This is a genomic window from Rhodococcus sp. W8901, assembly GCF_013348805.1.
Lineage (GTDB): Bacteria > Actinomycetota > Actinomycetes > Mycobacteriales > Mycobacteriaceae > Prescottella.
In genome coordinates this window covers 5,109,066-5,134,632 of the sequence record NZ_CP054690.1, presented here as the reverse complement: position 1 = coordinate 5,134,632, position 25,567 = coordinate 5,109,066, and the positions used below count along the sequence as shown (strand labels likewise).

Genomic DNA, 25,567 nt, shown 5'->3' with positions numbered 1-25,567 from the left:
GGAGTTCCTTTCGAATGGGGCCGTGGACGGTCCGTGCCGTCCGCGGCGATGTCTCCGGTCAGCGGCCCTGCCAGACCGGCGGGCGCTTCTCGGCGAACGCGGTCGGTCCTTCCTGCGCGTCCGCGCTGGTGAACACGATTTCCATGGCCTTGGCGTTCTGGTCCCACACGTCCTGTTCCCAGTCGGAGTAGGCGGCCGTCCGGTGGATCATGGCCTTCGATTCCCGCACCGCGAGCGGTGCGTTCGCGGCGATCTTCGCGGCGAGTTCGAGGGCGACCTCGAGCGCGGTACCGGCCGGCGCGACGCGGTTGACCAGACCCAGGTTCAGGCCGTCGACCGCGGTGATGGGTGCGCCGGTGAGTGCGAGTTCGAGGGCGATCTTGCGGGGGATCTGCTGCTGCATGCGGATCACACCACCGGCCGCGGCGAACAACCCGCGCGTGACCTCGGGCAGGCCGAGTTGGGCGTGTTCGTCGACGACCGACAGGTCCGACGCCAGGACCAGTTCGGTGCCGCCGCCGAGCGCGAAACCGTTGACCGCTGCGATCGTCGGCTTGCTGATCCAGTGCTGGGCGTAGCCGGCGAAGCCCCATTCGGGGTGGCCGTCGGCGTCGAGCGGGGCGCCGCTGCCCAGTGCCTTGAGGTCCGCGCCGGCGCAGAACGCGCGTCCGGCGCCGGTGAGAACGATGACCCGCACCTCGTCGTCCGCGTCGGCCTGCTCGAGCAGGGTGCCGACCGCGGTCGAGAGCGCCGCATCGACCGCGTTCAGTGCGCGCGGGCGGTTGAGGGTGATGATCGCGACGCTGCCGCGACGCTCGTACAGCGCGGCGGGCTCGGTGCCGGTCGGCTCGTCGGCCATGGGACTCCTTCAAGATGATCCTACTTACTTAACGATCGCTAAATTGGTACCATGGCGGGCGGGGAGCGCCAACGGTGGGTGCTATCTATCGCACGCTAAGTTGATTCTGATGGGCATTGTGACGCTGCACCGACGCGCCGAGTGACTCGGATAGTTCCTTGCGCGAGACTCATCAGCCACTGCTCGAGTGGCCCTCCGAATCTGCAACTGACAACCGAAGGAGCTCACTGTGACAACGACCGAACCGGGTGTCGTCAGTACCGTCGAGGACGGTGTCCTGCGCGTCGTCATCGACCGACCTGCGAGCATGAACGCCGTCCGCACCGAGACGCTGGACGCGATTGCTGATGCGTTCGAGAAGCACTCCGCCGACCCCGATGTTCGGGTCGCAGTCCTTGCCGGCTCCGGTCGTGCGTTCTGCACCGGGGCCGACCTGGCGGGCCTGGACCTCTCCGCTCCGCCGTCGCCGGCAGTGATCGATGCCGCCAACCGGGTCGCCGACACGATTCGCACCTTCCCGCAACCGGTGATCGGAGCCGTCCGGGGCCCCGCCGCGGGAGTCGGTGTGTCGCTGGCATTGGCCTGTGACCTCACGGTGGCATCCGAATCCAGCTACTTTCTACTTGCTTTCACCAGAATCGGCCTGATGCCGGACGGCGGTGCCACCGCGTTGGTTGCCGCCTCGGTCGGGCGGGCGCGGGCGATGGCGTTGGCGCTGTTGGCGGAGCGCCTCGGGGCTGCCGAAGCGTTGGATGCGGGACTCATCGCGCAGGTCTATGCCGACGACGAATTCGACACGGAGGTCGAGGCACTCGCGGGGCGCCTGGCCGCCGGGCCCGCTGTCGCCTTCCGAAAGACCAAGGCCGCGATCAACGCCGCGACGCTCGGACAGCTCGACACGGCCTTCGAGCGTGAGCGGGAGGGGCAACTCGAGTTGCTCGCCGCCGCGGACTTCGCGGAGGGCGTCGACGCGTTCCAGAACAAGCGCGCCGCGCGGTTCGGGCGCTGACCGTAGTCGGTGTCGACACCGATCGATCGAAACCTCTGAAACCTCTGAACGGTGCCGGTAGTGATCCGGGTGCCGATCGGGAAAGGACTGATTCATGACCGGACCTCTCGACGGGCTGAGGGTGATAGAGCTCGCCGGTATCGGCCCCGGACCGCACGCCGCGATGATCCTGGGTGATCTCGGTGCCGACGTCGTGCGCATCGAACGGCCGAGTTCCAGCACCCCCGACGCACTGGACGGCAATCCGGACCACATGCTGCGCAACCGGCGTTCGGTTGCTGCCGACCTGAAGAACAGCGCCGAGCGTGACATGGTGCTGCGGCTGATCTCGAAGGCCGACGTGTTGATCGAGGGGTACCGGCCCGGTGTGGCCGAACGTCTCGGGCTCGGGCCCGAACCGTGCGCCGAAGTAAATCCGAGGCTGGTCTACGCCCGGATGACAGGTTGGGGGCAGACCGGCCCCATGGCCTCACGGGCCGGTCACGACATCAACTACATTTCGCTGACCGGCGCGTTGCACGCGATCGGGCGGCCGGACGAGCGCCCCGTGCCACCGTTGAACCTGGTGGGCGATTTCGGCGGCGGTTCGATGTTCCTGCTGGTCGGCATCCTGTCGGCGTTGTTCGAGCGACAGCAGTCGGGTCGCGGCCAGGTGATCGACGCGGCCATGCTCGACGGGGTAGCCGTGCTGTCCCAGATGATGTGGGCGATGCGTGGATTCGGTCAGTGGTCGTCGAGCGCAGGTACGAATCTCCTCGACGGTGGCGCGCCGTTCTACGACACGTACGCCTGCGCTGACGGGCGAGCCGTGGCGGTCGGTGCCATCGAGCCGCAGTTCTACCGGGCACTGTTGGACGGGCTGGGGCTCACGGATGCGGACCTGCCGGATCAGAACGACCGGTCCGGTTGGCCGACGTTGCGGGCGAGGTTCTCCGAGGTCATCGCCTCGAAGGGCTGCGAACACTGGATCGACGTGTTCGACGGCACCGATGCGTGCGTGACACCGGTGCTGTCCTTCGACGAGGTCGCCGAGGACTCTTATCTCCGAGAGCGCGGCACACTCGTGGATGTCGACGGCGTCACCCAGGCCGCGCCGGCACCGCGGTTCTCGCGGAGCTCGCCGGGAATGCCGACCCCGCCGCGGCCGGTGGGGGCAGACGGCCCCGAAGTTTTGCGGGAGTGGTTGGGGCACTGACTCTCCGGTGTCCGGGTCGGCCGGCGGTACCGGAGCCGATCGGAAATCGAAGGACGCTCGAGTAATCTCGGATCATCAGCACAACGTGAACGATAGGTGTGGTCAGGTGGCGAAGTTGTCGACAGACGTGGCTGAAGATGCAGATGATCCGGGTGACTGGTGCAGCCTGGAGCGGTTGGAGCTGACGCCCATTCTGTCGGCGTCGCTCGACGCCTTCTACGAGTCGGGCTTCCACGGGGCATCGGTGCGGGAGATTGCTCGTCGGGTCGGCGTCACCGTCCCGTCCCTGTACTACCACCACCAGAGCAAGGAAGGATTGCTCATCGCGCTTCTCGAGCGCAGCATCGGGGACCTGCATTCCCGGTCGCTCGCTGCGAACGCCGCAGGCGACGACGATCCGGTACAGCGCTTGGCCAACGTGATCTTCACGATCGTATTGCAGATGACCAACCGTGCACTGCTGGCTGCCCTCGAGGGCGAAGCGCGGTACCTGGGGCCGGAGAACTGGGAGCGCTACCGCGCGGTCCGGAAGGGTGTCGAGGGCCTGGTGCTCGACATCGTGATTGACGGAAACGGGACCGGGGAGTTCGACGTGGACGATCCCGCCGAGACCACCCGGGCGATTCTCGGTATGTGCCAGGTGATTCCCCGGTGGTACCACGCGGAGGGCATACACAGCCCGGAGGTAGTCGCCCGGAAGTACGTCGTGATCGCTCTCAGGATGGTCGGTGCGACCCGGGTACCGGACATGCCCGAGGTCTCGGGGTAGGCGCGGCACGACCAACGGGTGGGCTGAAAGTCTTGGCAGCAACGAGATTCAGGTGATGCATCTCGAAGGGACTACTGGCCACGTGATCCCGTCCCCGGCCCGCGTGGGGAAAACGTGCGGACCGGGGACCGGATCAGGCTGCCTGTTCCGGGGCCGCCACAGCCAGTCGGCGCAGCGCCAGTTCGCTGTAGAGGGCGGCGCCGTCGCCGAGGCCGCTGTCATCGAACTCCGCGAGCGGCGAATGGTTGTACGCGGCCGCCGTCGGATCCCGGTCCGTGGGGCACTCGCCGAGGAACACGAACGCGCCCGGAATCTCGGTCAGCACCCGCGAGAAATCCTCGGACCCGCTCGCCGGGTCCGGTCGCCACGCGAACCGTTCCGGGCCGTGCACCTGCGAGACGACATCGGCGACGAACTCGGCCTCGGTGTCGTCGTTGACGGTCACCGGATACTGCTCGGAGTAGTCGACGTCCACGCGCAGGCCTCACGTGCAGACCGTACGCGGCCACCGGACGCGTGCCGGACGCCTCGAGGACTCCTTCTGCCAGCATGTGTCCGGCACCGTCGTATCCCTCCTCGCCCGGCTGGAACATGAACACGATGTCGCCGGCGAGGTTCTCGCGCCGCGCCGACAGCAGGTGCGCGGCGCCCACCAGCATCGACGTGTGCAGGTCGTGTCCGCATGCGTGCATGTGTCCCGGGACCGTCGAGGCGTAGTCGATGTTCACGCGCTCACCCACCGGGAGCGTCGGCCTGGGTCACGGCGCATCCCGCAGGGCCGCAGACGGCCGCACTCGTCGAGATCGAGTGCGAGGCCGGACAGGTGCTCGCGACCGCCGAGGCCCTGGTGCGGTGGCCGCACGTGCTGACCGTCGAACACACCAGTGGCTCAAGGGATCTGCTACTCACCGTCAGCGTGCCCGACCTGGCGTCGCTATCGGACATGCTGCTGACCTCCGTCGAGTCGCTTCCCGGAATCCGATCGACCCGAACGCATCTCGTGATCCGTCCGTACGCGATGGGCGGCGACTGGCAGTTGCAGGCCCTCGATGCGGACCAGCGTGCACAGATGGACGCCCGCGGGCAGCGGGCCGCGTCGCCGCCGCGCCCGCTCGGCGAGGCGGACCGGGCGCTGATCCGGGCCCTGTTCCAGGACGGCCGCACGCCCCTCACCGACATCGCGGCGGAAGTCGACTGCAGTGTCAGTACCGCACGCCGCCGACTTTTGGGTCCGTTCGCTCGAGGACGTGCACCGCGTGGAGCAACTGCTGCGGCGGGCGGTGCCGTCGCTCGAGATTCTCGACCGCTCCATCACCCTCCGGTTCTTCGAGCGGATGGGGCGCATCCTCGACGACGTCGGGCGCAGCGTCGAGTGCGTTCCCATGGACGTCTGGTCGGATCCGGTGGAGGCGGCGCGGGGCTGACGTCAGCGGAGCCGCTCGCGGCGGGACATGGTGCTGCGCAGCCCCTCGGCGGCCGCCCGGACGGCGTCGACCTGGCTCTCGGGCCGGTAGCGGGTGGTGGGCCCGGTGACGCTGATCGCCGCGACGATGCGGTCGTCGGGTCCGAAGACCGGTGCGGCCACGCACGCGATGCCCAGCGCCGACTCCTCGCGCTCGAAGGCCACCCCGGTCTCCATCACCTTGTCGAGCTGGCCGCGCAGGATTCCCGGCGCCACGACGGTGTGCGGGGTCCTTCGGACCATCGGGGAGGAGAGGACCTCGCGGCGCAGCTCCGGATCGGAGTTCGCGAGCAGTGCCTTGCCGATCGCGGAGCAGTGCAGGGGGATCCGTCCGCCGGTGCGTGACGGGGCGTTCGCCTGGCGGTGGCCGCCGATCTTCGCGACGTAGACCACGTCGTGGCCGTCGCGCACCCCGAGGTGCACGGTCTCGTGGGTGCGCTCGTACAGGTCCTGCAGGAACGGCATCGCCATCTCGAGCAGGCTGCGCTCGAGCGAGGCGAGCATGCCGAGTTCGAACAGGCCGCCGCTGAGGCGGTAGCCGTCGTCCACGCGGTCGAGCAGTCGGTTCGCGACCAGTTCCTTCGCGAGGCGGTGCACGGTCGCCTTGTGCAGTCCGGTCCGGCGGACCAGCTCGGCGAGGGAGACCACGTGGTCCTCGGGGCGGAAGGCACGCAGGATCGTCACCGCCTTGCCGAGGACCGTGTCGAGGTTGGTGGCGCCGGTCATGCATCGAGCGTATCGCTGAGTGAGACGAAAGGTTGGCCTGCGGGGCTTCCGCCCAGCACAGTAGGCGTCATGAGCCAGCCCACGAACTCCACCGCGGTGAGCGAGTCCGCTATCGCCGCTGCCGCGGAACGCCTCGCGTCGGCCGCCGCGGCCGGTGTGCCCTGTGCGCCCATCCGCGACCTGATCGGCGCCGACGACCTCGCGGCCGCGTATGCCGTGCAGAACCGCGTCAACGACCTGCGCATGCAGGCGGGCGCCGTCGTCGTCGGCCGCAAGATCGGCCTCACGTCGGAGGCTGTCCAGCAGCAGCTCGGCGTCAACCAGCCCGATCTCGGCGTCCTGTTCGACGACATGCAGTTCGCCGACGGTGAAGAAATCCCGATGAACGTGCTGATCCAGCCCAAGATCGAGGGCGAGGTCGGCTTCGTGCTCGGCGCCGATCTCATCGACGGCCCGCTCGACGCCGCCCAGGTGCGCGACGCGATCGAGTACGCCGTCGCGGCGCTGGAGATCTGCGACAGCCGCATCGAGAACTGGGACATCCGCTTCGGCGACACCGTCGCCGACAACGCGTCGTCCGGCGTCTACGTCCTCGGCACGCAGCGCCGCACCCTCGACGAGTTCGAGCCCGTGGACGTCGTCATGTCGATGGCCGTCGACGGTCGTGAGGTGTCCAGCGGCAACGGTGCAGCCTGCCTCGGCGACCCGATCGAGGCCGTCGTGTGGCTCGCCCGCACGGCGCGCGAGCTGGGTCAGCCGCTGCGGGCCGGTCAGGTCATCCTGTCCGGTGCGCTCGGCCCGATGGCACCGGTCCAGGCCGGCAACGTCGTCACCGTCTCCGTGTCCGGACTCGGTGTCGTGACCACCCGTTTCAAGGAAGGAACCGAGGCATGAGCAAGGTCAAGGTCGCGATCATCGGATCGGGCAACATCGGCACCGATCTGATGATCAAGGTGCTGAACCATTCGGAGCACCTGGAGATGGGCGCGATGGTCGGCATCGACCCCGCATCCGACGGTCTCGCGCGCGCCGCGTCCATGGGCGTGCCGATCACCGCCGAGGGCGTCGAGGGTCTCGTCGGCCTTCCCAACTTCGACGAGATCGAGATCGTCTTCGACGCGACGTCGGCGAAGGCTCACGTCGTCAACGACGAGCGTCTGCGCCCGCTGGGCAAGCGCATGATCGACCTCACCCCCGCCGCGATCGGCCCGTTCGTCGTGCCCGCCGTCAACGGTGACGAGCACCTCGACGCCACGAACGTCAACATGGTGACCTGCGGTGGCCAGGCCACGATCCCGATGGTCGCGGCCGTCTCCCGGGTCGTCCCGGTTGCCTACGCCGAGATCGTCGCGTCGATCGCGTCGAAGTCCGCCGGCCCGGGCACCCGCGCCAACATCGACGAGTTCACCGAGACCACGTCCAGTGCGATCGTGTCCGTCGGTGGCGCCAAGCGCGGCAAGGCGATCATCATCCTGAACCCGGCCGAGCCGCCGCTGATGATGCGCGACACGGTCTTCTGCCTCGTGGACGCGTCGGACCCGGCCACCCACGACCAGATCCGCGAGTCGGTCGCGAAGATGGTCGGCGACGTCTCGGCGTACGTGCCCGGCTACCGTCTCAAGCAGCAGGTCCAGATCTCGGAGATCCCCGCCGATCAGCCGGTCGAGACCCTGATCGACGGCGGCAATCGCCCGACCCACCAGGTGTCGATTTTCCTCGAGGTCGAGGGCGCAGGGCACTACCTGCCCGCCTACGCAGGCAACCTCGACATCATGACCTCTGCCGGACTGCAGATCGCTGAGCGGATCGCCCAGAAGAAGGAAGCCACCCGATGAGCACGAACCCCACCATCTTCGTCCAGGACGTCACGTTGCGCGACGGCATGCACGCCGTGCGTCACCGCATCTCGCCGGAGGACGTCAAGCGCATCGTCAAGGCTCTCGACGCTGCCGGTGTCGACGCGATCGAGGTCGCGCACGGTGACGGGCTCGCCGGCGGTTCCGTGAACTACGGCCCGGGTTCCAACACGGACTGGGAGTGGATCGAGGCTGCGGCCGACGTCCTCGAGAACGCCCGCCTGACCACCCTGCTGCTGCCGGGTGTCGGCACCATCGAGGAGCTCAAGCACGCCTACAAGCTGGGTGTGCGCTCGGTCCGCATCGCGACGCACTGCACCGAGGCCGACGTCTCCGCGCAGCACATCGAGACGGCCCGCGAGATCGGCATGGACGTCTCCGGCTTCCTGATGATGAGCCACATGGCGCCCGCCGAGGAGCTCGCGAAGCAGGCCAAGCTCATGGAGTCGTACGGCGCGCACTGCGTGTACGTCACCGACTCGGGCGGACGCCTGACCATGAACGGTGTCCGTGACCGCGTCCGCGCCTACAAGGAGGTCCTCAACGAGGGCACCGAGATCGGCATCCACGCGCACGAGAACCTCTCGCTGTCGGTCGCGAACAGCGTCGTCGCCGTCGAGGAAGGCGTCTACCGCGTCGACGCATCGCTCGCCGGGCACGGCGCCGGTGCGGGCAACTGCCCCATCGAGCCCTTCATCGCCGTCGCAGACCTGCACGAGTGGAAGCACGGCTGCGACGTCTTCGCGCTGCAGGACGCCGCCGACGACATCGTCCGCCCGCTGCAGGACCGCCCGGTCCGCGTCGACCGCGAGACTCTCACCCTCGGCTACGCCGGCGTGTACTCGAGCTTCCTGCGTCACGCCGAGGCCGCGTCGGCCCGCTATGGCGTCGACGTCCGCACGCTGCTCCTCGAGGCCGGCAAGCGTCGCCTCGTCGGTGGCCAGGAGGACATGCTCGTCGACATCGCGCTGACGCTCGTCGCCGAGCGCGAGGGCCAGAGCGCCTGATCTCGGGCATCTCCCTCTCGGGCGCTGTGACCTTCTCCGGTCACAGCGCCCGAGCTGTTTTCGAGGGTTGCGGCACGTGCGTCCGAGGATCCGGGAGCCATAGAGTTCGGTCATGCAGAAGAAACCGTCGACCACCAAGGCATCGACGACGATCACTCGGCCGCCGTACGCGCTCGGATCGGTCGACAACGCGCTGCGTCTGCTGCAGATGCTGCGTGACGTGGGCGCCCTCCGGCTGAAGGAGGCCGCCGAGGAACTGGGGACCGCGCCGTCCACCGCGCACAGACTGCTCGCGATGCTGATGTACCGCGGGTTCGCCGTTCAGGACGAGCAGCGTGTCTACCACCCTGGGCCGGCGATGGGAGTGGGCCCCGCACAGCACGGGTGGACCCGAGAGCTGACGGATGTGTGTCGCCCACATCTGGACGCCCTGGCCGAGCTGAGCGGTGAGACGGTCAACCTCCTCGTCCGCGTGGGCTCGCAGGTACGTTTCCTCTACTCGGCCGAGACGGATTCCACGCTGCGGGTGGGTGATCGACAGGGGCAGGTACTGCCCGCCGAACGCACCGCGGGCGGACGGATCCTGTTGGCCGAGCTGTCGCCGGAGACGCTCGAACAGCTGTACCTGCGGCAGCCGGAGGAGCCGGACGTCGACCCGATGTCGACGCCGGGCTACGACGTGGACCGTCGGCTCGAGAGGGGCGCGTTCCAGATCTTCCGTACAGAACTCGAGGCGGCACGAGCCGTGGGCTTCGCGGTCAACGTCGAACAGACCGAGGCGGGTGTCGCCGCGTTCGGCCTGGCACTGCGCAACGGTCGGGGACAGGCGATCGCCGCGCTCACCGCAGCGGTTCCGACGGCTCGGTACCGGCAGCACGTCGACGGGCGTCTGGTCGCGCAACTGCGCAGCACCGTGCGCGACATCGAAGTCGAGATCGCGCACGTCGGCTGAGGCGGACGTTTTCCGCACCGCGGTGATTCCCGCGAATTGTTCCGAGGGGTCGATCTCCGTCGTTCTCCTGGCTATCATCGACGATATTGCCGGGGATTGTCGGGAATCCCCTGTCCGGAAACCATTCTCGCGGAGGTCGGAATGTCGCTGCCATCCTCGGCGTTCGAACCGCTCCATCAGCACGGGCGATTACGTACCGACGACGTCGACCTGGCCCAGGCGGTCGTGTCGGAGGTATACGAACCGCACGTTCTGGAACCTCGGGGGGAGCGTCGCCTCGATGCGCGACTGAACGCCGTGCAGAACGGGTCGCTCACGTTAGGTTATCTGACTTATGGTGTGGGAGCGACAATTACGCTGCCGCCGAGCGAGCACTGGTATCACGTCAACATCACTCTGTTGGGCGGCAGTCGCGTCTCTCGCGGAGATTCGGTTCGGGGCGAGACCACCGCAATGGCAGGCGCGGCGATGTTGGTGCCACATCATCTCCAGACGATCGAATGGGATTCCGACACCGCGCAGTTCGCACTTCGGGTGCCGAGAGTAGACCTGGAGGGTCATCTCGGGAATTTGACCCGGACGCGAATTGTCGATCCCGTTGATTTCGACCTAGTGGTTGATTTGAATTCGGCGGCGGGCCGCGGATTGATTCGCTGTATAGAGTTCATTCGTTCCGAATGGGACGACGAAGGAATTCTCACGAGGTACGACAATTCCCGTCGGCATCTGGAATCGTTGACGCTCACGAATCTCGTGTTGGCCGCGGGCGGACCGCATCGCGAGCTGCTGGACCAACCGTTCGCACCGGACGTGCCCGAGGCACTGCAGCGCGCGGTCGACTATGTCCACGACCACGCGCGGACCCTGCCGACGCTGGCGGACCTCACGGTGGCGGCCGGCGCGAGTGCCCGCACCCTGCAGAACCAGTTCCTGCGTCACTTCGACCGCTCGCCGCTCCAATACATCCGCGACGTGCGGCTGCGCGGCGTGCGCGACGACTTGCTGCATCCGTCCGCGCCGGAGGTGACGGTCACCGACGTCGCCACGGCGTGGGGGTTCTACAACCTGGGACGGTTCTCGTCGCTGTACCGGGAGGCGTACGGGGAGTCCCCGTCGGAGACTCTGCGGCGGTGCCGCTCGTGATGCCGGCGGGTTGGGGGCGTCGTCCGGTGCGTCGACGCCCCACCCCCGTGCGGCTCAGATCACCTGAACCACGTGCTTGTACTCCTGGAACTCCTCGAGCCCCCGGTGGCCGTTGAGACGTCCGAGCCCGCTCTGCTTGTAGCCGCCCTCCTCGAACTGATCGAGCACGACCGCCCATCCGTTGGTCCAGACAGTGCCGGCGTCCAGAGTGTCCGCCATACGCAGTCCACGCGCACCGTCGCGTGTCCACACCGAGGCAGCCAGCCCGTACTCGGTGGCGTTCGCCATCCGAACGGCGTCGTCCTCGGTGTCGAACACCTCGAACGTCGCAACCGGACCGAACAGTTCGCGCTGGACGAGGGGCGAGTCCACGTCGTCGACGGCCAGCAGTGCAGGACGGAAGTAGGCGCCCCGGTCCAGATCGGAATCGTCGGGACGTCCACCCCGGACCAGGACCCGGGCGTCGTCGGCGTGCTCGGCGAGGAGTGCTTCCAGTCGGTCCCGCGCCGCGACGTCGATCATCGGGCCCATGTGGGAGGTGTCCTCGTCGCCCGGACCCACCTTCACCCGCTCGAGTGCCTCGACGAGTGCCTCCCGTACTCGGTCCGCGACCGACCGCTGGACGAGAATGCGACTTCCGGTCATACAGAACTGTCCCGTGAACGTGGTGATACCGGCGACGATCGTGCCGATCGCGGCACCGAGGTCGGCGTCGTCGAACACGATCATCGGTGTCTTGCCACCCAGTTCGAGTGACAGCCGCTTGAGGGTGGCCGCCCCGTCGGCCATGATCTGCCGGCCGACGGCTGTGCTCCCGGTATAGCTCAGGGCGTTCACATCCGGCGACGACACGAGCAGTCTCGCTCCGTCGTTGCCGGATTCGGTGAAGATGCTGAGCACGCCGTCCGGCAGGGACGGGCAGTCGGCGAGAAGCTCGGCGAGTCGGGCGTTGACGAGTGCAGTCTGTGCCGCCATTTTCATGACGACCGTGCATCCGGCGGCGAGCGCGGGCGCGAACGATCGCACCGACAGCACGACCGGCGAGTTCCACGGCACGATCACGCCGGCGACCCCGATCGGTTCGGACAGCAGCATCGAGTACACGCCGTCCCGTACCCGACCGCCCCGGCCGGAATCGGTGAGTGCCTGCGCGGCGTAGTACCGCAGCTTCGACGGCGTGAGGCTCAGCTCGAAGTCGGCTTCCGGCAGGATCTTTCCGTTCTCGCGAGCGAGCAGCATCGCGAGTTCGCCGGAGGCGGCCTCGATGCGGTCCGCCATTTCCTCGAGTACCCGGGCCCGCAGGTGGCGGTCACGGCGCCACGCGTGGGTGGCGAAGGTGTCCTTGGCGATCCGGATCGCGTCGTGCACCTGCTCGGCGTCGGCCTCGTAGTAGGTGCCGAGGGGTTCGCCGGTCGCCGGTGAGTACGAGGTGCCGGTCGTCTCCGACGGCACCCAGCGGCCGCCGATGTAGTTGCGGGCCGTATCGGCTCGCAGCGCCGACTCGATCGTGGTCATGTCGTCTTCCTTGTCGCCGGGGTCGAGGCGTCGGACGCCTGCGACCGGGTGAATCGCACATGGAGGGGGTCGGGACCGAAGTGGTGTCCGGGAAGGCGCTCGGCCAGCACCGTCACCTGCTCGACGAATTCGCGCAGGTCGGCGCGAGCGTCGGCGGGAACGTCGTCGGACGCGAACGTGCGGTCCACGAAGAACGCGCCGTTCGGGGCGGTGAGCGCGCCGAACCAGGCCAGGACGTCACGCAGGTGCCGCTCCGCGGACAGGAAGTGGTGCGGGGCGGCCGCCACGGTGAGGATCCCGACGGGTTTGTTGCGCAGTGCCTCGTTGGGCAGAGCGTCGACGAGCAGCTTCAGCGTGCCGGTGAACGACCCGCGGAACACCGGGGAGGCGAGTACCACCGTGTCCGCGGCACGCACGCGGTCGACGGCATCGTCGCCCCACAGCCCTACGACGGGATCCGCGGTGGGTTCGGGGCACAGACGATCGACGATCCAACCCGGATACCGGGCCCGTACGTCGTCCTCGATCAGGCCGAGCGCGCGAGCGAGCTTGCCCGGGGGTGTCGGGCTCCCGTAGACGGTGAGAAGTTTCATGTCACAACCGCTTCCGGGTCACTGACGCAGGCCGGCTTCGCGCATGAGCGGCAGCACTCGCTCACCGAAGTACTCGAGTTCCTGGACGTAGTCGAGGAATCCGACCATCATCCCGCCGACGCCGGCCTGCTCCAGCTCGAGGAGCTGGTCGACGATCTGCTCCGGGGTGCCGATGAGCGGGTAGCCGCCGTAGCCGAGGATGAACCGCTCCTGCATCGCCTTGATCTTGTCGAAGGACCCGCTCTCGGAACCCAGTCCGCCGGACACCTGGCGCGCGACGTCCCAGTCGCCCTGCTCGAGAATGTGGTCGAGAAGTTGCTTGGTCTCCTTCTCGGTGTCGCGGCAGATGATGTTCCCGTAGCTGAGGATGCCGAGGTCGCTACCCTGCTGCTGGGCGATGCCGCGCACGCGTGACGCGGTGTCCTTCGCCTCGGCGGGGTCGGAGAACGCGATGAAGTTGAAATCGCATTCACGAGCGCAGAATTCGAGTCCGGCCGGAGAGTTGCCGGCGTTCACCAGTACCGGGTACGGCTGCTGGATCGGCTTGGGGGACGAGAACGCGTCCTTGATCTCGAAGAACTCTCCGGTGAAGTTGACTCCCTCGCCCTCGGTCCACATGCGCTTGACGATCTCGATCCATTCGGAGCCGAAGCGGTAGCGGACATCGTGTTCGCGCTGGGTGCCGCCGAACATCTCCATCTCGGCCTTGTACCAGCCCATGGTCATGTTCAGGCCGTGCCGGCCACCCGAGATGTGGTCGACCGTGACCGACTCCTTCGCGGCCACGATCGGGTGCTTGGTCGGCACGTGAATCGTGGTGAACACCATGATGTTCTCGGTGGCCTCGGCGATGCCGGCAGCCCACGCGTGGGTCTCGTAGTTGGAGCCGTTGAAGTTCGTCTCCCCGCCCATGCCGCGGTAGCGCGCCACGGGGAGCATCGCCTCGAAGCCGAGACGGTCGGCCAGTTGCGCGATCTTCTTACCGTGTTCCCATGTCAGCTCGTACGTGGTCTCGGCATGGGTGGCCATGAGCCCGTGGCTCACGTTCGAGCCGAAGATACCGAGCTTCATACGGTTGTCGTTGAACATCGCCACACCGCTCGCACGGCGGGCCTCGAGCAGTTCGTCATAGGACATTCTCGGGGTGGTCATACCGTTCTCCTCTGCACGGACACGCCATCGAACGGGAGGTTTCCACGTCGGTCCGTGTCGTGTGCAGGCAAGGTAGGCAGGGGAAAGGCGCCGGAACTATGCACGAAACGCAAGTGGCCCGGCCGATTTGCGCAGCGGCCGGGCCAAGTTCCGCATAGAAGAATTGCATGGGCTTTCCGTGGGTCTCCTACGTACGTTGATGCGGATGTCGTACGTGAGTGCTCACGAGGAGGGTGCATGACTGCCGCCGAAACCCACGAACCCGAGCTGGATCAGCTGTACGCCGATTTCGCCGCCGAGAATCTCAACCCGCTGTGGACGCAGCTGGGCGATTTGATGCCGATGGTGCCGACGTCGAAAGCTGTTCCGTTCGTGTGGAAGTGGTCCACGCTGTATCCGCTCGCACAGCGGGCGGGGGATCTGGTCCCGGTCGGACGGGGTGGTGAGCGTCGTGCGATCGCGCTCGCCAACCCGGGTCTGGGTGGCGTTCCGTACGTCACGCCCACGTTGTGGGCGGCGATCCAATATCTCGGACCCCGCGAGACCGCTCCGGAACATCGTCACTCGCAGAACGCTTTCCGATTCGTCGTCGAGGGCGAGGGGGTGTGGACGGTCGTGAACGGGGATCCGGTGGCGATGCGCCGCGGTGATTTCCTGCTCACCCCGGGGTGGGCGTTCCACGGCCACCACAACGAGACAGACGAGCCGATGGCGTGGATCGACGGGCTCGACATTCCGTTCGTGCACTACACGGACACGGGGTTCTTCGAGTTCGGCTCGGATGGTGTCACTGACACCTCGACTCCCGATGTCTCGCGCTCCGAACGGCTCTGGGCGCACCCGGGCCTGCGGCCGCTGGTCGGCGTGGATGCGAAGACGAGTTCACCGATCGCGTGCTACCGCTGGGAGCACACCGACCGTGCCCTCTCGGAGCAGTTGGCTCTCGAGGACGAGGGCTATGCCGCGACGCCGGAGCCGGGTCACGCTGCGATCCGGTACACCAATCCCACGACGGGTGGCGATGTGATGCCGACGATCCGGGCCGAGTTCCACCGTCTGCGTGGCGGTGGGACGACCCGCACGCGCCGGGATGTCGGGTCGACGGTGTTCCAGGTGTTCGACGGCGAGGGACGTTTCCTACTCGGCGATCAGGCACATGACGTCGTGAAGGGTGACATGGTCGTCGTCCCGTCGTGGGTGCCGTGGTCCCTCGAAACCGGTGGGGGCATAGACCTGTTCGCCTTCTCGGATGCTCCGATCGTTGAGCGTCTGCATTTTCATCGCACCCATGTTTCTGAAGGAGCCTGATCCCATGCGTCTCGCCACTCTGCGCCTGGCCGGCAGCACCGCTGCCGTCCGCGTCGATTCCGACACCACCGCGACCGTGATCGAGGGATACCCGGATCTGTCTGCCCTGCTGAATCACCCGGAATGGAGGTCGATCGCCGCGACCGCGTCCGGCGCGACCGTGGATCTGGTCGGCGCCGACTACGCCCCGGTGGTCCCGAGCCCCGGGAAGATCGTGTGCGTGGGTCTGAACTACGGCACCCACATCCGGGAGATGGGCCGGGAACTACCCGAGTATCCGACGCTGTTCTCGAAGTTCAAGGAGGCGCTCACCGGGCCGTACGACGATGTGATCGTGCCCGCCTATGCCGCATCGCAGCTCGACTGGGAAGCAGAATTGGCGGTGGTGATCGGCAGGCAGGCCTACCAGGTGTCCGAGGCAGACGCGGACGCGTACATCGCGGGATACTCGGTGATCAACGACTACACGATGCGTGACTACCAGTACCGCACGCTGCAGTGGGACCAGGGCAAGACGTTCGAGAAGACCAGCGGTTTCGGTCCGGTCCTCGATACGGACTATCGGCTCGGTACCCGCATCGAGACCCGACTCGAGGGCGAGGTGATGCAGTCGGCTACCACCGACGACCTGGTGTTCACCCCGGCTGGGCTCGTCGATTACATCTCGCACATCGTCACGCTGCAGCCCGGTGATGTGATCATCACCGGTACCACCGGGGGTGTCGGCCATGCCCGCAAGCCCGCGCGCTACATCGGTGACGGGGATACGGTCGAGGTGAGCATCGAGGGACTGGGCTCGGTGCGCAACAAGACCGTCGTCAGGTAGGAGCGTTCGTGGCCTTCAACGATCTGGATCTGTCCGAGCGGCTGGACCTCGCGCGTGAGGGGACCGCGTACTTCGCGCAGCGGCTCGCGGCGGTGTCCGACGCGGACCTGTCGGGTCCGAGCCTGCTCGAAGGGTGGACGCGAAAGCACCTCGTCGCGCACGTCGGCTACAACGCCGCCGCGCTGTGCCGGATCCTCGACTGGGCTGCGACGGGTGTGGAGACGCCCATGTACGAATCGATGCAGCAGCGGGCCCGGGAGATCGACGAGGGCGCCACGCTGAGTGTCGGGTCCTTGCGAAACCTCTTCACCCACACAGCCGCCCGGCTCGACGAGCAGTGGCGCACCGTCCCTCGGGAGGCGTGGGCCGCGCAGGTGCGGACCGCGCAGGGGCGGATGGTGCCGGCGTCGGAGACCGCATGGATGCGCAGCCGCGAGGTGTGGATCCACACGGTCGACCTCGGGAACGGTGGGCGCTTCGACGAGTTCCCCGACGTCGTCCTCGACTCGCTCCTCGACGACGTCGTCGGGATGTGGCGACGCAGGGGCGACGGTGCGGGGCTCGTGCTCGAGGTCGGCGGGCGCAGGCTGGTGGTCGTGCAGGAGGACGCGCCGGTCACGGGCGTGGTCGTGGGCTCACTCGTGTCCGTCGTGCGCTGGGCGTCCGGTCGTGGGGCGGTCGGGCTGACCGCCGGTTCGGATCTACAACCGCCTCGCTGGCTGTAGATCCGAACCTGGACGGCGCCGTTGTCGATTCAGCGCGCCGGTGGAACGTGCCCGGTGACGATGCGGTGGATGAGGCTTCCCGCTCGCGCTCATCCGATCGCACACCCGCGCGGTCCGCGATACGGTCATCGACAGGGACGTGGGTCGCTGATCCGGCATCACCTGCTGCTCGCCCCCGCGTTCGGTGAAAGCGATTGGTGGGTACACACTTTCGGTGGAGGTCGGCATCGGTATCCTTCCGCAATCAGATTCGGTGCGACCTTGCTCGAGCGGGAGATCTGCGGTCCACTGCTGGAACTGGCAGACGACCCAGCCGCTGCCGACAGATAGCTGTGAGTTCTTCGCGGAGGTCCTCGGGAAGATCGGCAGCGGCGCCGATACGTTGACGGAGCAGGCTCTGTAGTTGGCGAAAGTACTCGGACTGTGAGAGCCCGAATTCCACCAGAATGTCCTCACCGGAACCGCCGCCCCGATGGCGCCGCTTCCTGGCGAAGGTGACCATGTAGTTGTAGTTCTGGTCGTTCATGCTGAAGTCACCGCTGCCACAGTGGATTCGAGGGGCGAGGTTCGTCGTTGCCGTCATGGTTCACGACGTCGATGTCAGGTCGGACGGAAGACCGTATGCGGCGAAGAGCCTCTCCAGGCGAGTGATGCGCCGGGCGCGAGCCAGACGCGGCAGGTCGCTGCCGTCGTTGACGCGTTCACCGTCCTCGCCGAGCGTATCGATCACCTTGCGAGCCCAGCGCACATCGTGGTCGGTGGGCGAGAGGAGCTTGTTCACCGTCGAGGTCTGCTCGGGTCGCATACACAGCCGGCCCGTCGCGCCGAGTGAAGCAGCATTCGTGGTCTCATCTTCCAGAACGGACTGTCTGAAGGACACGGTCGGCCCGTCGATCGGTCCGGGAAGTCCTGCCGCGCGACTGGCGGCCGTCAGGTGCGATCGCGGGTATGCCATGGCAAGCGGTGATTGATCCATGCCTGTATCGCGGCGGTAGTCCCCACTTCCGAATGCCAGTCGGAAAGTCGCGGGCGACTGCGCGATCGAGGTGGCCGCGACCATGCCGGCCGCGGTCTCTACCAGTGCGATGACTCGTGTTCCGGGATGGAGTCGCTGCGCGGTTGCGTCGACTTGTTCCGCTGTTTCGGTCTTCGCCAGCATCACGCCTTCGATGTTGTCGAGTGCTGCGATAGCTGCGAGGTCGTTGTTCCAGTGCTCTGTGGTCGCGTCGTTGATGCGGACCCATGCTCGGCCGCCGGACCGCGTCCACCGTGTCAGTTCTGCACGAGCTTTGTCCTTGTTGGACGCGATGACGGCGTCTTCGAGATCCAGGATCACGGCGTCGGCGGCGGACTCGAAGGCTTCGGCGAAGCGCTCAGGCTTGTCGGCAGGGACGAGAAGCCACGATCGAGCGTGGGAGGCGTCGAGGTGGTGGCGGTGGGTGATCGGGGGTTGGTGGGTCATTCTGCTCAAAACCGTTCTTGCTCGTCGCTGTCGGTGGTGTGTCGATTCAGGCGGCCGTGTCGGCCTGCGGCAGCCCAGGTCGTCGGTAGCTGGCGTAAGTCATCGGTGGCCGGCGGTAGCGGAGGCTCTTGTTCGGGGGTGGGCTCTCGATGGTCGGCCGCGGAATCCGTCGGTGGCAGACGAACCTTCAACCCGCCGGGATGGCGGTCGTGCTCGACAACGGGTTCTGATCGGGTGAACACGCTTGTTGCCCAGACTTTGATTCGCTGCCCAGGCGGGCTGAAGAAGCAGTGCAGCTCGTGGCCGGGTGAGGTGATGTCGATCGGGTGACTCCTAGTGGCCGGGCGGTGAGGACGCGGCCGGCTCACGCGTCTGTGGGCCGACTCTGGTGTCGTCCGCACCCGCGTGGGCGTAGCTGTTGTGCGCTGGCTCACGTTCCGCAACCATGACTTGTATATTCCTGCCTATACAAGCTTGTGTCAAGGGGCCCGCAGCATCGTCGAGCACCTCGGGGCCGAGGTTCTGGCGACGCGGACGCCACCGAGCAGCGTCTTTGCTCGCGGACAGGCGCAACGAGCCGAGGCTCCGGCCGGCTCGAACGGCGCTGGCGGAGATCGCAGCGTTCGGCCCGTTGCGGCGGATGGTGGGTCGAGTTGGTCGGTAGACTTCGTGGACCGAGTCGACGAACGGGGCGGTGAGACCTCGTCGCGAGGAGTGGGTGCAGGTTATGGCAGTTGTTGACGTCGACGCGGAACTTGCCGCGCTGTTCGGCGAGGTCGGCGGCGAGTCCGTGCCCGCCTACGAACGGGTCAAGAAGCTGGTGGCCGAGCAGATCCGTTCGGGCCGTTGGTCGGAGGGCGACCAGTTGCCGTCCGAGAACCAGTTCGTAGGCGCGCTCGGTCTGTCCCGGATGACGATCAACCGCGCGCTGCGCGAACTGACCAGTGACGGCCTGATCGTCCGGATGATGGGTATCGGCACGTTCGTCGCGAGCACCAAGACCCCGTCACCGCTGTTCGAGGTCAAGAACATCGCCGACGAGATCCAGGAGCGGGGTCACCGGCACCGCACCGAGGTGATCTTCGTGCGCGAAGAGGAGGCCGACCACTCGCAGGCATTCCTCCGGGATGCGGTCGGTGCCAAGGTGTTTCACTCGGTTCTCGTGCACTACGAGGACGACAAGCCGATCCAGGTGGAGGACCGTCTGGTGAACCCGGCCGAGGCGCCGGACTACCTCGACCAGGACTTCACCACGATCACGCCCAACGACTACCTCAGTCGTGTCGCGCCGCTCGTGCGGGGCGAACACGTGGTCGAAGCCGTCCTGGCCAGCCCGGAGGAATGCCGCCTGCTGCAGATCGACCGCGGTGAGCCGTGCCTGCTGATCCGGCGCCGGACCTGGTCCGAGCACGGGTTGGTGAGTACGGCGCGGCTGATCCACCCGGGATCGCACAACCGGCTCGAGGGTGCCTTCGCTCGCTGAGGAGGCATTGATGGTGAAGGATCTCAGACGGATACCGTCGGAAATCCTTGACCATCAGTGCTCCTCCAGGAATGGCTTCACGACCGCCAGGACCTCGGGGGACGCCGCGACCGTGGTGGCGTGGTCGAAGCCGGGAATGACCGCCAGCCGCGACCCCGGAATGAGCGACGCCAGCTTCTTCGTGTCGGACAGCCGCGGACGGTCCTCCGACCCGACGAACAGCAGTGTCGGCAGGTCGAGTGTTTCGAGTGCCGCGTCGGGCACTCCGGGCTCGGTCTCGGACCGGCGGAGGTACGCGACCAGGGCGCGGGTGTCGTTGGCGTCGAACGCGGCCCGGGTGGCGGCGTCGAGTGGCCAGGGGCGGTACGCGTTCCACCGGTCGAGGAAGGCCGTCATGCCCTCGTGGTCGAGGACATCGATGCAACCAGGGAAGAACAGTTTGTCGAACGAACCGGCCTGTGGACGGGAACTGCCGCCGCCGACGGTGAGGGTGCGCAGGCGTTCGGGGGCGCTCACCGCGAGCGAGAGCCCGACGCGTCCGCCGAACGAGTAGCCCAGGTAATGGGCCCGGTCGTGACCCAACGCGTCGAGCACCGCGACGATGTCGCCCACCACCAGGTCCATCGCGTACGAGTCCGCGTCGTACGGCGTATCGCTGCGGCCGTGGCCGCGCATGTCCGGCAGGATCAACTGGTACTGATCGCGCAGGGCCTTGACGTACCCGAACGCGCGCCAGATCGCACTGGACAGCGCGGTGCCGTGCGCCAGCACCAACGGTGGCCCGTCGCCGATCACCCGATACGCGATCCCGACACCGTCGACGGGGTTGACTGCCTGCTGCATGACCACCCCTCTACGTTAGGTCGCGATCGGGATTAGCAGACCTACACTGAGGCCGTGCCCGAGATTCCCGCTATCGACCCGGATCACGCCCGCCGCGCGGCGCTGGCGCTCGAGACGCCGGACATCGGAGCGTGGGCCAACCGCTTCGAGCTGCTCTCCGACCCCAACCGGCTGCGGCTGCTGCTGTGCCTGCACCACGCCCCCGACATCTGCGTCACCGATCTCGCGGTGGCCCTTGGGATGACGGGCACCGCGGTGTCCCACGCGCTGCGTCTGTTGCGGCAACAGGGCTGGGTGTCGGCCGAGCGGTCCGGCCGCACCGTCCGCTACCGCCTGGTCGACGACACCGTGCACGAGCTGCTGCACACCATCGGGGCCACCCACTTCCACGAGCACGACGCGAGCTGACGTCGCTTCACCGAATCCCCTGTTGCCGGTCGCGGGTGCGGCCTATCGTGACTTCGGACAGCCTCCGTCCGGAGGGGACCCGTGATGCACGAGATGGCGATCACCCAGAGTGTCGTCGACGCGGTGTGCGAGCGCGCCGGCGACCGCAACGTGCGCAGCATCCGACTGCAGGTCGGTTGCCTGTGCGCGGTGGTGCCCGATGCGATGCAGTTCTGCTTCGAACTGGTCACGGAGGGGACGGTCGCCGAGGGCGCCCGCCTCGATATCGAGGAGCCTCCCGGACTGGCGCACTGCCGCGGCTGTGACACGGACTTCCCCCTACGCGATCTGGTTCTGCTGTGTCCGTGCGGCAGCGCCGACGTCGAGGTCCTCTCGGGCCGTGAACTGCGGATCATGTCGATGGAAGTGGGTTGAACCATGTGTGCAACGTGTGGCTGCGGCAAGGTCGACGAGGCCGGCGGGACGGCCGGAACCCGGATCAGTGTCCCCGGCGTGGACCCTCGCGAGCACGAACACGAACACGAACACGAACACGGTCACGGCCATGCGCACGGGCACGGCCACTCGCACGAGCCGACCGGGACCGAGACGATCACGCTCGAAGAGAAGATCCTGGCCAAGAACGACGTCCTCGCGGAGGAGAACCGCGCGTGGCTCACCGAGCGCGGGGTGCTCGCGTTCAATCTGATGAGCTCGCCCGGCTCGGGAAAGACCACGCTGCTCGAGCGCACAGTGCGAGACCTGTCGGATACCGGTCCGATCTCGGTGATCGAGGGCGATCAGGAGACACTGCTCGACGCCGAACGCATTCGAGCCACGGGATGTTCTGTGGTACAGGTGAATACGGGCTCGGGATGCCACCTCGACGCCGAGATGATGCGCGGCGCGCTCGACACGCTGCGTCCCGCGAACGAGTCGCTGGTGTTCGTGGAGAATGTCGGAAATCTGGTGTGCCCCGCCCTGTTCGACCTTGGCGAGCAAGGTAAGGTTGTCCTAATATCGGTGACGGAGGGCGACGACAAGCCGTTGAAGTACCCGCACATCTTCGCGGTCGCCGACCTCGTGATCGTCAACAAGACCGACCTGCTCCCGTATGTCTCGTTCGACCCTGCGGTGTGCGAACGGAACGCAAGATCGGTGAATCCCGGTGTGCAGGTTGTGAATCTGTCCGCGACCAGCGGCGAGGGGATGGACCGGTGGTACCGGTGGATCGCCGAGCGTCGGCTGGGATGACCATCTGCCGTTGACATATCTCCCGGTCCGCGCCTTAATTGTGGTGGGCGTCACGCAAGTGGGCCGAGGGTCGACTCCGGTGACGCAGGGGCGGGTGAGCCCCGGGGAGTGGCCGACATGTCGACACCGACCAAAGCTGCGAAGAAGCCAGAGCACGCCAAGGCCGACGAGACGGACGAGGGGCTCATCCACATCCTGTGGATCAATGCGGGGCTCAGCTGCGACGGTGACTCCGTCGCGCTCACCGCCGCCACCCAGCCGAGCGTCGAGGAGATCGTCTTCGGCGCACTGCCGGGACTGCCCAAGATCGCCGTGCACTGGCCGTTGATCGACTTCGAGTGCGGGCCCGAGGGCGGCGCCGACGACTTCCTCGAATGGTTCTGGAAGGCCGACCGCGGAGAGTTGGAGCCGTTCGTGCTCGTCGTCGAGGGTTCGATCCCGAACGAGAACCTGCACGACGAGGGCTACTGGTGCGGATTCGGCAACAACCCGGAGACCGGGCAGCCCGTCACGACGAGCGAGTGGCTCGACCGGCTCGCGCCGAAGGCGACGGCGATCGTCGCGGCCGGCACGTGCGCCTGCTACGGCGGTATCCATGCGATGGCCGGCAATCCGACCGGGGCGATGGGCGTACCCGACTACCTCGGATGGGACTGGAAGTCCAAGGCGGGCCTGCCGATCGTGTGCGTGCCGGGCTGCCCGATCCAGCCGGACAACCTGTCCGAGACCCTGACCTACCTGCTGTACCAGGTGACCGAGCAGGCACCGATGATCCCGCTCGACGAACAGCTCCGGCCGCAGTGGCTGTTCGGGCAGACGGTGCACGAGGGCTGTGATCGCGCCGGCTACTACGAACAAGGCGATTTCGCGACCGAGTACGGCTCACCCAAATGCATCGTCAAGCTCGGATGCTGGGGTCCGGTCGTGAAATGCAATGTGCCCAAGCGTGGTTGGATGGCCGGCATCGGTGGCTGTCCCAACGTGGGCGGCATCTGCATCGGATGCACGATGCCGGGCTTCCCGGACAAGTTCATGCCGTTCATGGACGAACCCCCAGGCGGCATTCTCTCGAGTTCGGTGTCCGAGGTGTACGGATCGGTGATCCGCACGCTGCGGAACGTCACCGGCAGGACGCTCGAGAAGGAACCGCATTGGCGCGCGCCAGGGCGCCTGCTCAGGACGGGGGCCGTCCGCACCTGGTAGCGCGAACACACGCGATCGCCGAGGGAAAAGAGGCATCTCGATGACTTCAACCGTGCCCGAGCCGAAACAGGGGGCGACCGACGACAAGGGCCTCGTCGAGATGGCCTGGGATCCCATCACCCGCATCGTCGGCAGTCTCGGGATCTACACCAAGGTCGACTTCAAGAACAAGACCGTCGCCGAGTGCCACAGCACGTCGTCGATCTTCCGCGGCTACTCGCTGTTCATGAAGGGTAAGGATCCGCGCGACGCGCACTTCATCACCAGCCGGATCTGCGGGATCTGCGGCGACAATCACGCGACCTGCTCGTGTTACGCCCAGAACATGGCGTACGGGGTCCAGCCGCCGCATCTGGGGGAGTGGATCGCCAATCTCGGCGAGGCCGCGGAGTATATGTTCGACCACAACATCTTCCAGGAGAACCTGGTCGCGGTGGACTACTGCGAGAAGATGGTGTCCGAGACCAATCCCGGTGTGCTCGCCCAGGCCGAGAACACCCCGGCGCCGCACGCCGACGAGCACGGCTACCGGAGCATCGCCGACATCATGCGGGCACTGAACCCGTTCACCGGCGACTTCTACCGGGAGGCGCTCCAGGTCAGTCGACTGACCCGAGAGATGTTCTGCCTCATGGAGGGTCGGCACGTCCACCCGTCGACGCTGTATCCCGGTGGAGTGGGGACGGTCGCGACGGTGCAGTTGATCACCGACTACACCACGCGCCTGATGCGCTATATCGAGTTCATGAAGAAGGTCGTGCCCATGCACGACGACCTGTTCGACTTCTTCTACGAGGCGCTGCCGGGTTACGAGCACGTCGGCGAGCGTCGGGTGATGCTCGGGTGCTGGGGTGCCTTCCAGGATCCCGAGGTGTGCAATTTCGCGTACAAGGACATGACGGACTGGGGTCGGAAGATGTTCGTCACCCCGGGCGTGGTCGTGGACAACAAGCTGGTGACGACGGACCTCGTCGACATCAACCTGGGCATCCGCATCATGCTGGGGTCGTCGTACTACGACGACTGGTCCGACCAGGAGATGTTCGTCAGTACCGATCCGCTGGGCAATCCCGTGGACCGTCGCCACCCGTGGAACCAGCACACCAATCCCAAGCCGCAGAAGCGCGACCTCGAGGACAAGTACAGCTGGGTGATGTCGCCGCGGTGGTTCGACGGCAAGAGCAATCTCGCGCTCGACACCGGCGGCGGTGCCCTGGCCCGGATGTGGTCCACCGCGCTGGCCGGGATGGTCGAGACCGACGAGGTCATGGCCACCGGGCACAGCGTCAAGATCGACTTCCCGAAGACGGCGCTGAAGGGCCCGGCCAGCTTCGAGTGGCGGATCCCGCAGTGGAGCAACACGATCGAGCGCAACCGGGCGCGCACCTACTTCCAGGCGTACGCGGCCGCGATGGCCCTGCACTTCGCGCGCAAGGCGCTCGTCGAGATCAACGCCGGCCGCACCAAGACGTGGGAGTCGTTCGAGGTGCCCGACGAGGGCATCGGCTGCGGCTTCACCGAGGCGGTGCGCGGGGTGCTGTCGCACCACATGGTGATCCGGGACGGCAAGATCGCGAACTACCACCCGTACCCGCCCACGCCCTGGAACGCGAGTCCGCGTGATGCCGAAGGGATCCCGGGTCCGTACGAGGACGCGGTCACGGATCTTCCGATCTACGAGGAGAACGGCCGTGACGACTTCAAGGGCATCGACATCATGCGTACCGTGCGCAGCTTCGATCCCTGCCTGCCGTGCGGTGTGCACATGTACCTCGGCGACGGGAAGAGTCTCGACAAGCTCCATTCTCCGACGCAGTCCATGACCGGGGAATGAGGTG

At 66.9% G+C, this 25,567-nt stretch carries 26 protein-coding genes and 2 pseudogenes; 19 read left to right on the top strand and 9 right to left on the bottom strand.

Going from position 1 to position 25,567, the window contains the following annotated elements; genetic code table 11:
* Positions 1-58 precede the first annotated feature (58 nt).
* Positions 59-859 (bottom strand): crotonase/enoyl-CoA hydratase family protein, encoded by an 801-nt coding sequence (locus HUN07_RS23975; protein ID WP_174913432.1) that lies wholly within the window; start codon positions 857-859, stop codon positions 59-61.
* Between the two features lie 229 nt (positions 860-1,088).
* Between HUN07_RS23975 and HUN07_RS23970 the strand changes: the two genes are divergently transcribed.
* The 3 genes from HUN07_RS23970 (at position 1,089) to HUN07_RS23960 (ending at position 3,832) form a co-directional block, all read left to right on the top strand.
* A complete protein-coding gene (locus HUN07_RS23970) occupies positions 1,089-1,868 on the top strand; it encodes an enoyl-CoA hydratase (protein ID WP_114724363.1) in 780 nt (259 codons plus the stop codon).
* Positions 1,869-1,962: 94 nt separating this feature from the next.
* Positions 1,963-3,063, top strand: coding sequence for a CaiB/BaiF CoA transferase family protein (locus HUN07_RS23965; RefSeq protein ID WP_174913429.1), 1,101 nt, complete (start codon positions 1,963-1,965; stop codon positions 3,061-3,063).
* Positions 3,064-3,190: 127 nt separating this feature from the next.
* Positions 3,191-3,832 carry a TetR/AcrR family transcriptional regulator gene (locus HUN07_RS23960; protein ID WP_254622657.1) on the top strand — a complete coding sequence of 214 codons (642 nt, stop codon included), beginning with the start codon at positions 3,191-3,193 and terminating at the stop codon, positions 3,830-3,832.
* Positions 3,833-3,965: 133 nt separating this feature from the next.
* Here HUN07_RS23960 and HUN07_RS27185 read toward each other — a convergent pair whose 3' ends face one another.
* A complete protein-coding gene (locus tag HUN07_RS27185; protein ID WP_254622656.1) occupies positions 3,966-4,307 on the bottom strand; it encodes a M20/M25/M40 family metallo-hydrolase in 342 nt (113 codons plus the stop codon).
* A gap of 64 nt (positions 4,308-4,371) precedes the next feature.
* Positions 4,372-4,524 (bottom strand): annotated as a pseudogene (locus HUN07_RS27180) (M20/M25/M40 family metallo-hydrolase); the annotation flags it as partial.
* Here HUN07_RS27180 and HUN07_RS27550 point away from each other — a divergent pair.
* Together HUN07_RS27550 and HUN07_RS27170 are read left to right on the top strand one after the other, a co-directional pair.
* A pseudogene (locus HUN07_RS27550) lies at positions 4,515-5,009 on the top strand (Lrp/AsnC ligand binding domain-containing protein); the annotation flags it as partial. The pseudogenes HUN07_RS27180 and HUN07_RS27550 sit on opposite strands and share 10 nt — an antisense overlap.
* A gap of 22 nt (positions 5,010-5,031) precedes the next feature.
* Positions 5,032-5,256 (top strand): hypothetical protein, encoded by a 225-nt coding sequence (locus HUN07_RS27170; protein ID WP_254622655.1) that lies wholly within the window; start codon positions 5,032-5,034, stop codon positions 5,254-5,256.
* 2 nt (positions 5,257-5,258) lie between these two features.
* Here the strand turns inward: HUN07_RS27170 and HUN07_RS23945 are convergent, their stop codons facing one another.
* Complete coding sequence (locus tag HUN07_RS23945) at positions 5,259-6,020, bottom strand: IclR family transcriptional regulator (RefSeq protein WP_174913424.1); 762 nt, start codon at positions 6,018-6,020, stop codon at positions 5,259-5,261.
* A 69-nt stretch (positions 6,021-6,089) separates the two neighbouring features.
* On the opposite strand from HUN07_RS23945, the gene HUN07_RS23940 reads away from it, so the two are divergent.
* The 5 genes from HUN07_RS23940 (at position 6,090) to HUN07_RS23920 (ending at position 10,978) form a co-directional block, all read left to right on the top strand.
* Positions 6,090-6,914, top strand: a complete 825-nt coding sequence (locus HUN07_RS23940; protein ID WP_174913421.1) for a 2-keto-4-pentenoate hydratase — start codon at positions 6,090-6,092, stop codon at positions 6,912-6,914.
* Positions 6,911-7,855, top strand: a complete 945-nt coding sequence (locus HUN07_RS23935; RefSeq protein ID WP_174913418.1) for an acetaldehyde dehydrogenase (acetylating) — start codon at positions 6,911-6,913, stop codon at positions 7,853-7,855. Before HUN07_RS23940 ends, HUN07_RS23935 begins: the two co-directional genes overlap by 4 nt.
* On the top strand, positions 7,852-8,883 hold the full coding sequence (dmpG, locus tag HUN07_RS23930; RefSeq protein WP_114724359.1) for a 4-hydroxy-2-oxovalerate aldolase: 1,032 nt from the start codon (positions 7,852-7,854) through the stop codon (positions 8,881-8,883). The genes HUN07_RS23935 and dmpG overlap by 4 nt, the downstream gene beginning before the upstream one ends.
* 112 nt (positions 8,884-8,995) lie before the next feature.
* Complete coding sequence (locus tag HUN07_RS23925) at positions 8,996-9,835, top strand: IclR family transcriptional regulator (protein ID WP_174913416.1); 840 nt, start codon at positions 8,996-8,998, stop codon at positions 9,833-9,835.
* Between the two features lie 141 nt (positions 9,836-9,976).
* Positions 9,977-10,978 carry an AraC family transcriptional regulator gene (locus HUN07_RS23920; RefSeq protein ID WP_254623044.1) on the top strand — a complete coding sequence of 334 codons (1,002 nt, stop codon included), beginning with the start codon at positions 9,977-9,979 and terminating at the stop codon, positions 10,976-10,978.
* Positions 10,979-11,032: 54 nt separating this feature from the next.
* On the opposite strand, the gene HUN07_RS23915 is transcribed toward HUN07_RS23920, so the two are convergent.
* Genes HUN07_RS23915 through HUN07_RS23905 form a run of 3 tightly spaced genes read right to left on the bottom strand, consistent with a single transcriptional unit; the run spans position 11,033 to position 14,238 of the window.
* Positions 11,033-12,493 (bottom strand): aldehyde dehydrogenase family protein, encoded by a 1,461-nt coding sequence (locus tag HUN07_RS23915; protein ID WP_174913410.1) that lies wholly within the window; start codon positions 12,491-12,493, stop codon positions 11,033-11,035.
* Entirely contained in the window at positions 12,490-13,086 is a 597-nt protein-coding gene (locus tag HUN07_RS23910) for an NADPH-dependent FMN reductase (RefSeq protein ID WP_174913407.1), read from the bottom strand. Before HUN07_RS23910 ends, HUN07_RS23915 begins: the two co-directional genes overlap by 4 nt.
* An 18-nt stretch (positions 13,087-13,104) precedes the next feature.
* Positions 13,105-14,238 (bottom strand): LLM class flavin-dependent oxidoreductase, encoded by a 1,134-nt coding sequence (locus tag HUN07_RS23905; protein WP_217487159.1) that lies wholly within the window; start codon positions 14,236-14,238, stop codon positions 13,105-13,107.
* A 237-nt stretch (positions 14,239-14,475) separates the two neighbouring features.
* Here HUN07_RS23905 and HUN07_RS23900 point away from each other — a divergent pair, with 237 nt between their 5' ends.
* The 3 genes from HUN07_RS23900 to HUN07_RS23890 are packed head-to-tail and all read left to right on the top strand — an operon-like array spanning position 14,476 to position 17,097.
* Entirely contained in the window at positions 14,476-15,546 is a 1,071-nt protein-coding gene (locus HUN07_RS23900) for a cupin domain-containing protein (protein ID WP_174913404.1), read from the top strand.
* Positions 15,547-15,550: 4 nt separating this feature from the next.
* A complete protein-coding gene (locus HUN07_RS23895; protein ID WP_174913401.1) occupies positions 15,551-16,372 on the top strand; it encodes a fumarylacetoacetate hydrolase family protein in 822 nt (273 codons plus the stop codon).
* Positions 16,373-16,380: 8 nt separating this feature from the next.
* Complete coding sequence (locus tag HUN07_RS23890; protein WP_174913397.1) at positions 16,381-17,097, top strand: maleylpyruvate isomerase family mycothiol-dependent enzyme; 717 nt, start codon at positions 16,381-16,383, stop codon at positions 17,095-17,097.
* Between the two features lie 586 nt (positions 17,098-17,683).
* Here HUN07_RS23890 and HUN07_RS23885 read toward each other — a convergent pair.
* On the bottom strand, positions 17,684-18,559 hold the full coding sequence (locus HUN07_RS23885) for an HpcH/HpaI aldolase/citrate lyase family protein (protein WP_174913394.1): 876 nt from the start codon (positions 18,557-18,559) through the stop codon (positions 17,684-17,686).
* A gap of 727 nt (positions 18,560-19,286) precedes the next feature.
* Between HUN07_RS23885 and hutC the strand changes: the two genes are divergently transcribed.
* Positions 19,287-20,042, top strand: a complete 756-nt coding sequence (hutC, locus tag HUN07_RS23880; protein ID WP_174913391.1) for a histidine utilization repressor — start codon at positions 19,287-19,289, stop codon at positions 20,040-20,042.
* A 54-nt stretch (positions 20,043-20,096) separates the two neighbouring features.
* Here hutC and HUN07_RS23875 read toward each other — a convergent pair whose 3' ends face one another.
* Entirely contained in the window at positions 20,097-20,885 is a 789-nt protein-coding gene (locus tag HUN07_RS23875; RefSeq protein WP_174913388.1) for an alpha/beta fold hydrolase, read from the bottom strand.
* Between the two features lie 54 nt (positions 20,886-20,939).
* On the opposite strand from HUN07_RS23875, the gene HUN07_RS23870 reads away from it, so the two are divergent.
* From HUN07_RS23870 to HUN07_RS23850, 5 genes are all read left to right on the top strand, one after another.
* The gene (locus HUN07_RS23870) at positions 20,940-21,293 is read left to right on the top strand and encodes an ArsR/SmtB family transcription factor (RefSeq protein ID WP_114724344.1); all 354 of its coding nucleotides are present in this window, start codon (positions 20,940-20,942) and stop codon (positions 21,291-21,293) included.
* Positions 21,294-21,377: 84 nt separating this feature from the next.
* Positions 21,378-21,707: a hydrogenase maturation nickel metallochaperone HypA/HybF gene (locus HUN07_RS23865; RefSeq protein WP_174914986.1), complete on the top strand. Its 330-nt coding sequence runs from the start codon at positions 21,378-21,380 to the stop codon at positions 21,705-21,707.
* Positions 21,708-21,710: 3 nt separating this feature from the next.
* Complete coding sequence (gene hypB, locus HUN07_RS23860; protein ID WP_174913385.1) at positions 21,711-22,526, top strand: hydrogenase nickel incorporation protein HypB; 816 nt, start codon at positions 21,711-21,713, stop codon at positions 22,524-22,526.
* A 117-nt stretch (positions 22,527-22,643) separates the two neighbouring features.
* A complete protein-coding gene (locus tag HUN07_RS23855) occupies positions 22,644-23,729 on the top strand; it encodes a hydrogenase expression protein HypE (protein WP_114724365.1) in 1,086 nt (361 codons plus the stop codon).
* Positions 23,730-23,769: 40 nt separating this feature from the next.
* Positions 23,770-25,563 (top strand): nickel-dependent hydrogenase large subunit, encoded by a 1,794-nt coding sequence (locus tag HUN07_RS23850; RefSeq protein ID WP_174913382.1) that lies wholly within the window; start codon positions 23,770-23,772, stop codon positions 25,561-25,563.
* Positions 25,564-25,567: the final 4 nt, after the last annotated feature.

What these genes read in the sequence shown, in the direction of transcription:
- HUN07_RS23975 (WP_174913432.1), bottom strand. Translation starts at nt 859, where the DNA reads ATGGCCGACGAGCCGACCGGCACCGAGCCCGCCGCGCTGTACGAGCGT.
- HUN07_RS23920 (WP_254623044.1), top strand. Translation starts at nt 9,977, where the DNA reads ATGTCGCTGCCATCCTCGGCGTTCGAACCGCTCCATCAGCACGGGCGA.
- dmpG (WP_114724359.1), top strand. Translation starts at nt 7,852, where the DNA reads ATGAGCACGAACCCCACCATCTTCGTCCAGGACGTCACGTTGCGCGAC.
- hypB (WP_174913385.1), top strand. Translation starts at nt 21,711, where the DNA reads ATGTGTGCAACGTGTGGCTGCGGCAAGGTCGACGAGGCCGGCGGGACG.
- HUN07_RS23875 (WP_174913388.1), bottom strand. Translation starts at nt 20,885, where the DNA reads ATGCAGCAGGCAGTCAACCCCGTCGACGGTGTCGGGATCGCGTATCGG.
- HUN07_RS23910 (WP_174913407.1), bottom strand. Translation starts at nt 13,086, where the DNA reads ATGAAACTTCTCACCGTCTACGGGAGCCCGACACCCCCGGGCAAGCTC.
- HUN07_RS23940 (WP_174913421.1), top strand. Translation starts at nt 6,090, where the DNA reads ATGAGCCAGCCCACGAACTCCACCGCGGTGAGCGAGTCCGCTATCGCC.
- HUN07_RS23925 (WP_174913416.1), top strand. Translation starts at nt 8,996, where the DNA reads ATGCAGAAGAAACCGTCGACCACCAAGGCATCGACGACGATCACTCGG.
- HUN07_RS23915 (WP_174913410.1), bottom strand. Translation starts at nt 12,493, where the DNA reads ATGACCACGATCGAGTCGGCGCTGCGAGCCGATACGGCCCGCAACTAC.
- HUN07_RS23935 (WP_174913418.1), top strand. Translation starts at nt 6,911, where the DNA reads ATGAGCAAGGTCAAGGTCGCGATCATCGGATCGGGCAACATCGGCACC.
- HUN07_RS23945 (WP_174913424.1), bottom strand. Translation starts at nt 6,020, where the DNA reads ATGACCGGCGCCACCAACCTCGACACGGTCCTCGGCAAGGCGGTGACG.
- HUN07_RS23855 (WP_114724365.1), top strand. Translation starts at nt 22,644, where the DNA reads ATGTCGACACCGACCAAAGCTGCGAAGAAGCCAGAGCACGCCAAGGCC.
- HUN07_RS23885 (WP_174913394.1), bottom strand. Translation starts at nt 18,559, where the DNA reads ATGACCCACCAACCCCCGATCACCCACCGCCACCACCTCGACGCCTCC.
- HUN07_RS23965 (WP_174913429.1), top strand. Translation starts at nt 1,963, where the DNA reads ATGACCGGACCTCTCGACGGGCTGAGGGTGATAGAGCTCGCCGGTATC.
- hutC (WP_174913391.1), top strand. Translation starts at nt 19,287, where the DNA reads ATGGCAGTTGTTGACGTCGACGCGGAACTTGCCGCGCTGTTCGGCGAG.
- HUN07_RS23865 (WP_174914986.1), top strand. Translation starts at nt 21,378, where the DNA reads ATGCACGAGATGGCGATCACCCAGAGTGTCGTCGACGCGGTGTGCGAG.
- HUN07_RS23895 (WP_174913401.1), top strand. Translation starts at nt 15,551, where the DNA reads ATGCGTCTCGCCACTCTGCGCCTGGCCGGCAGCACCGCTGCCGTCCGC.
- HUN07_RS23905 (WP_217487159.1), bottom strand. Translation starts at nt 14,238, where the DNA reads ATGACCACCCCGAGAATGTCCTATGACGAACTGCTCGAGGCCCGCCGT.
- HUN07_RS23850 (WP_174913382.1), top strand. Translation starts at nt 23,770, where the DNA reads ATGACTTCAACCGTGCCCGAGCCGAAACAGGGGGCGACCGACGACAAG.
- HUN07_RS23900 (WP_174913404.1), top strand. Translation starts at nt 14,476, where the DNA reads ATGACTGCCGCCGAAACCCACGAACCCGAGCTGGATCAGCTGTACGCC.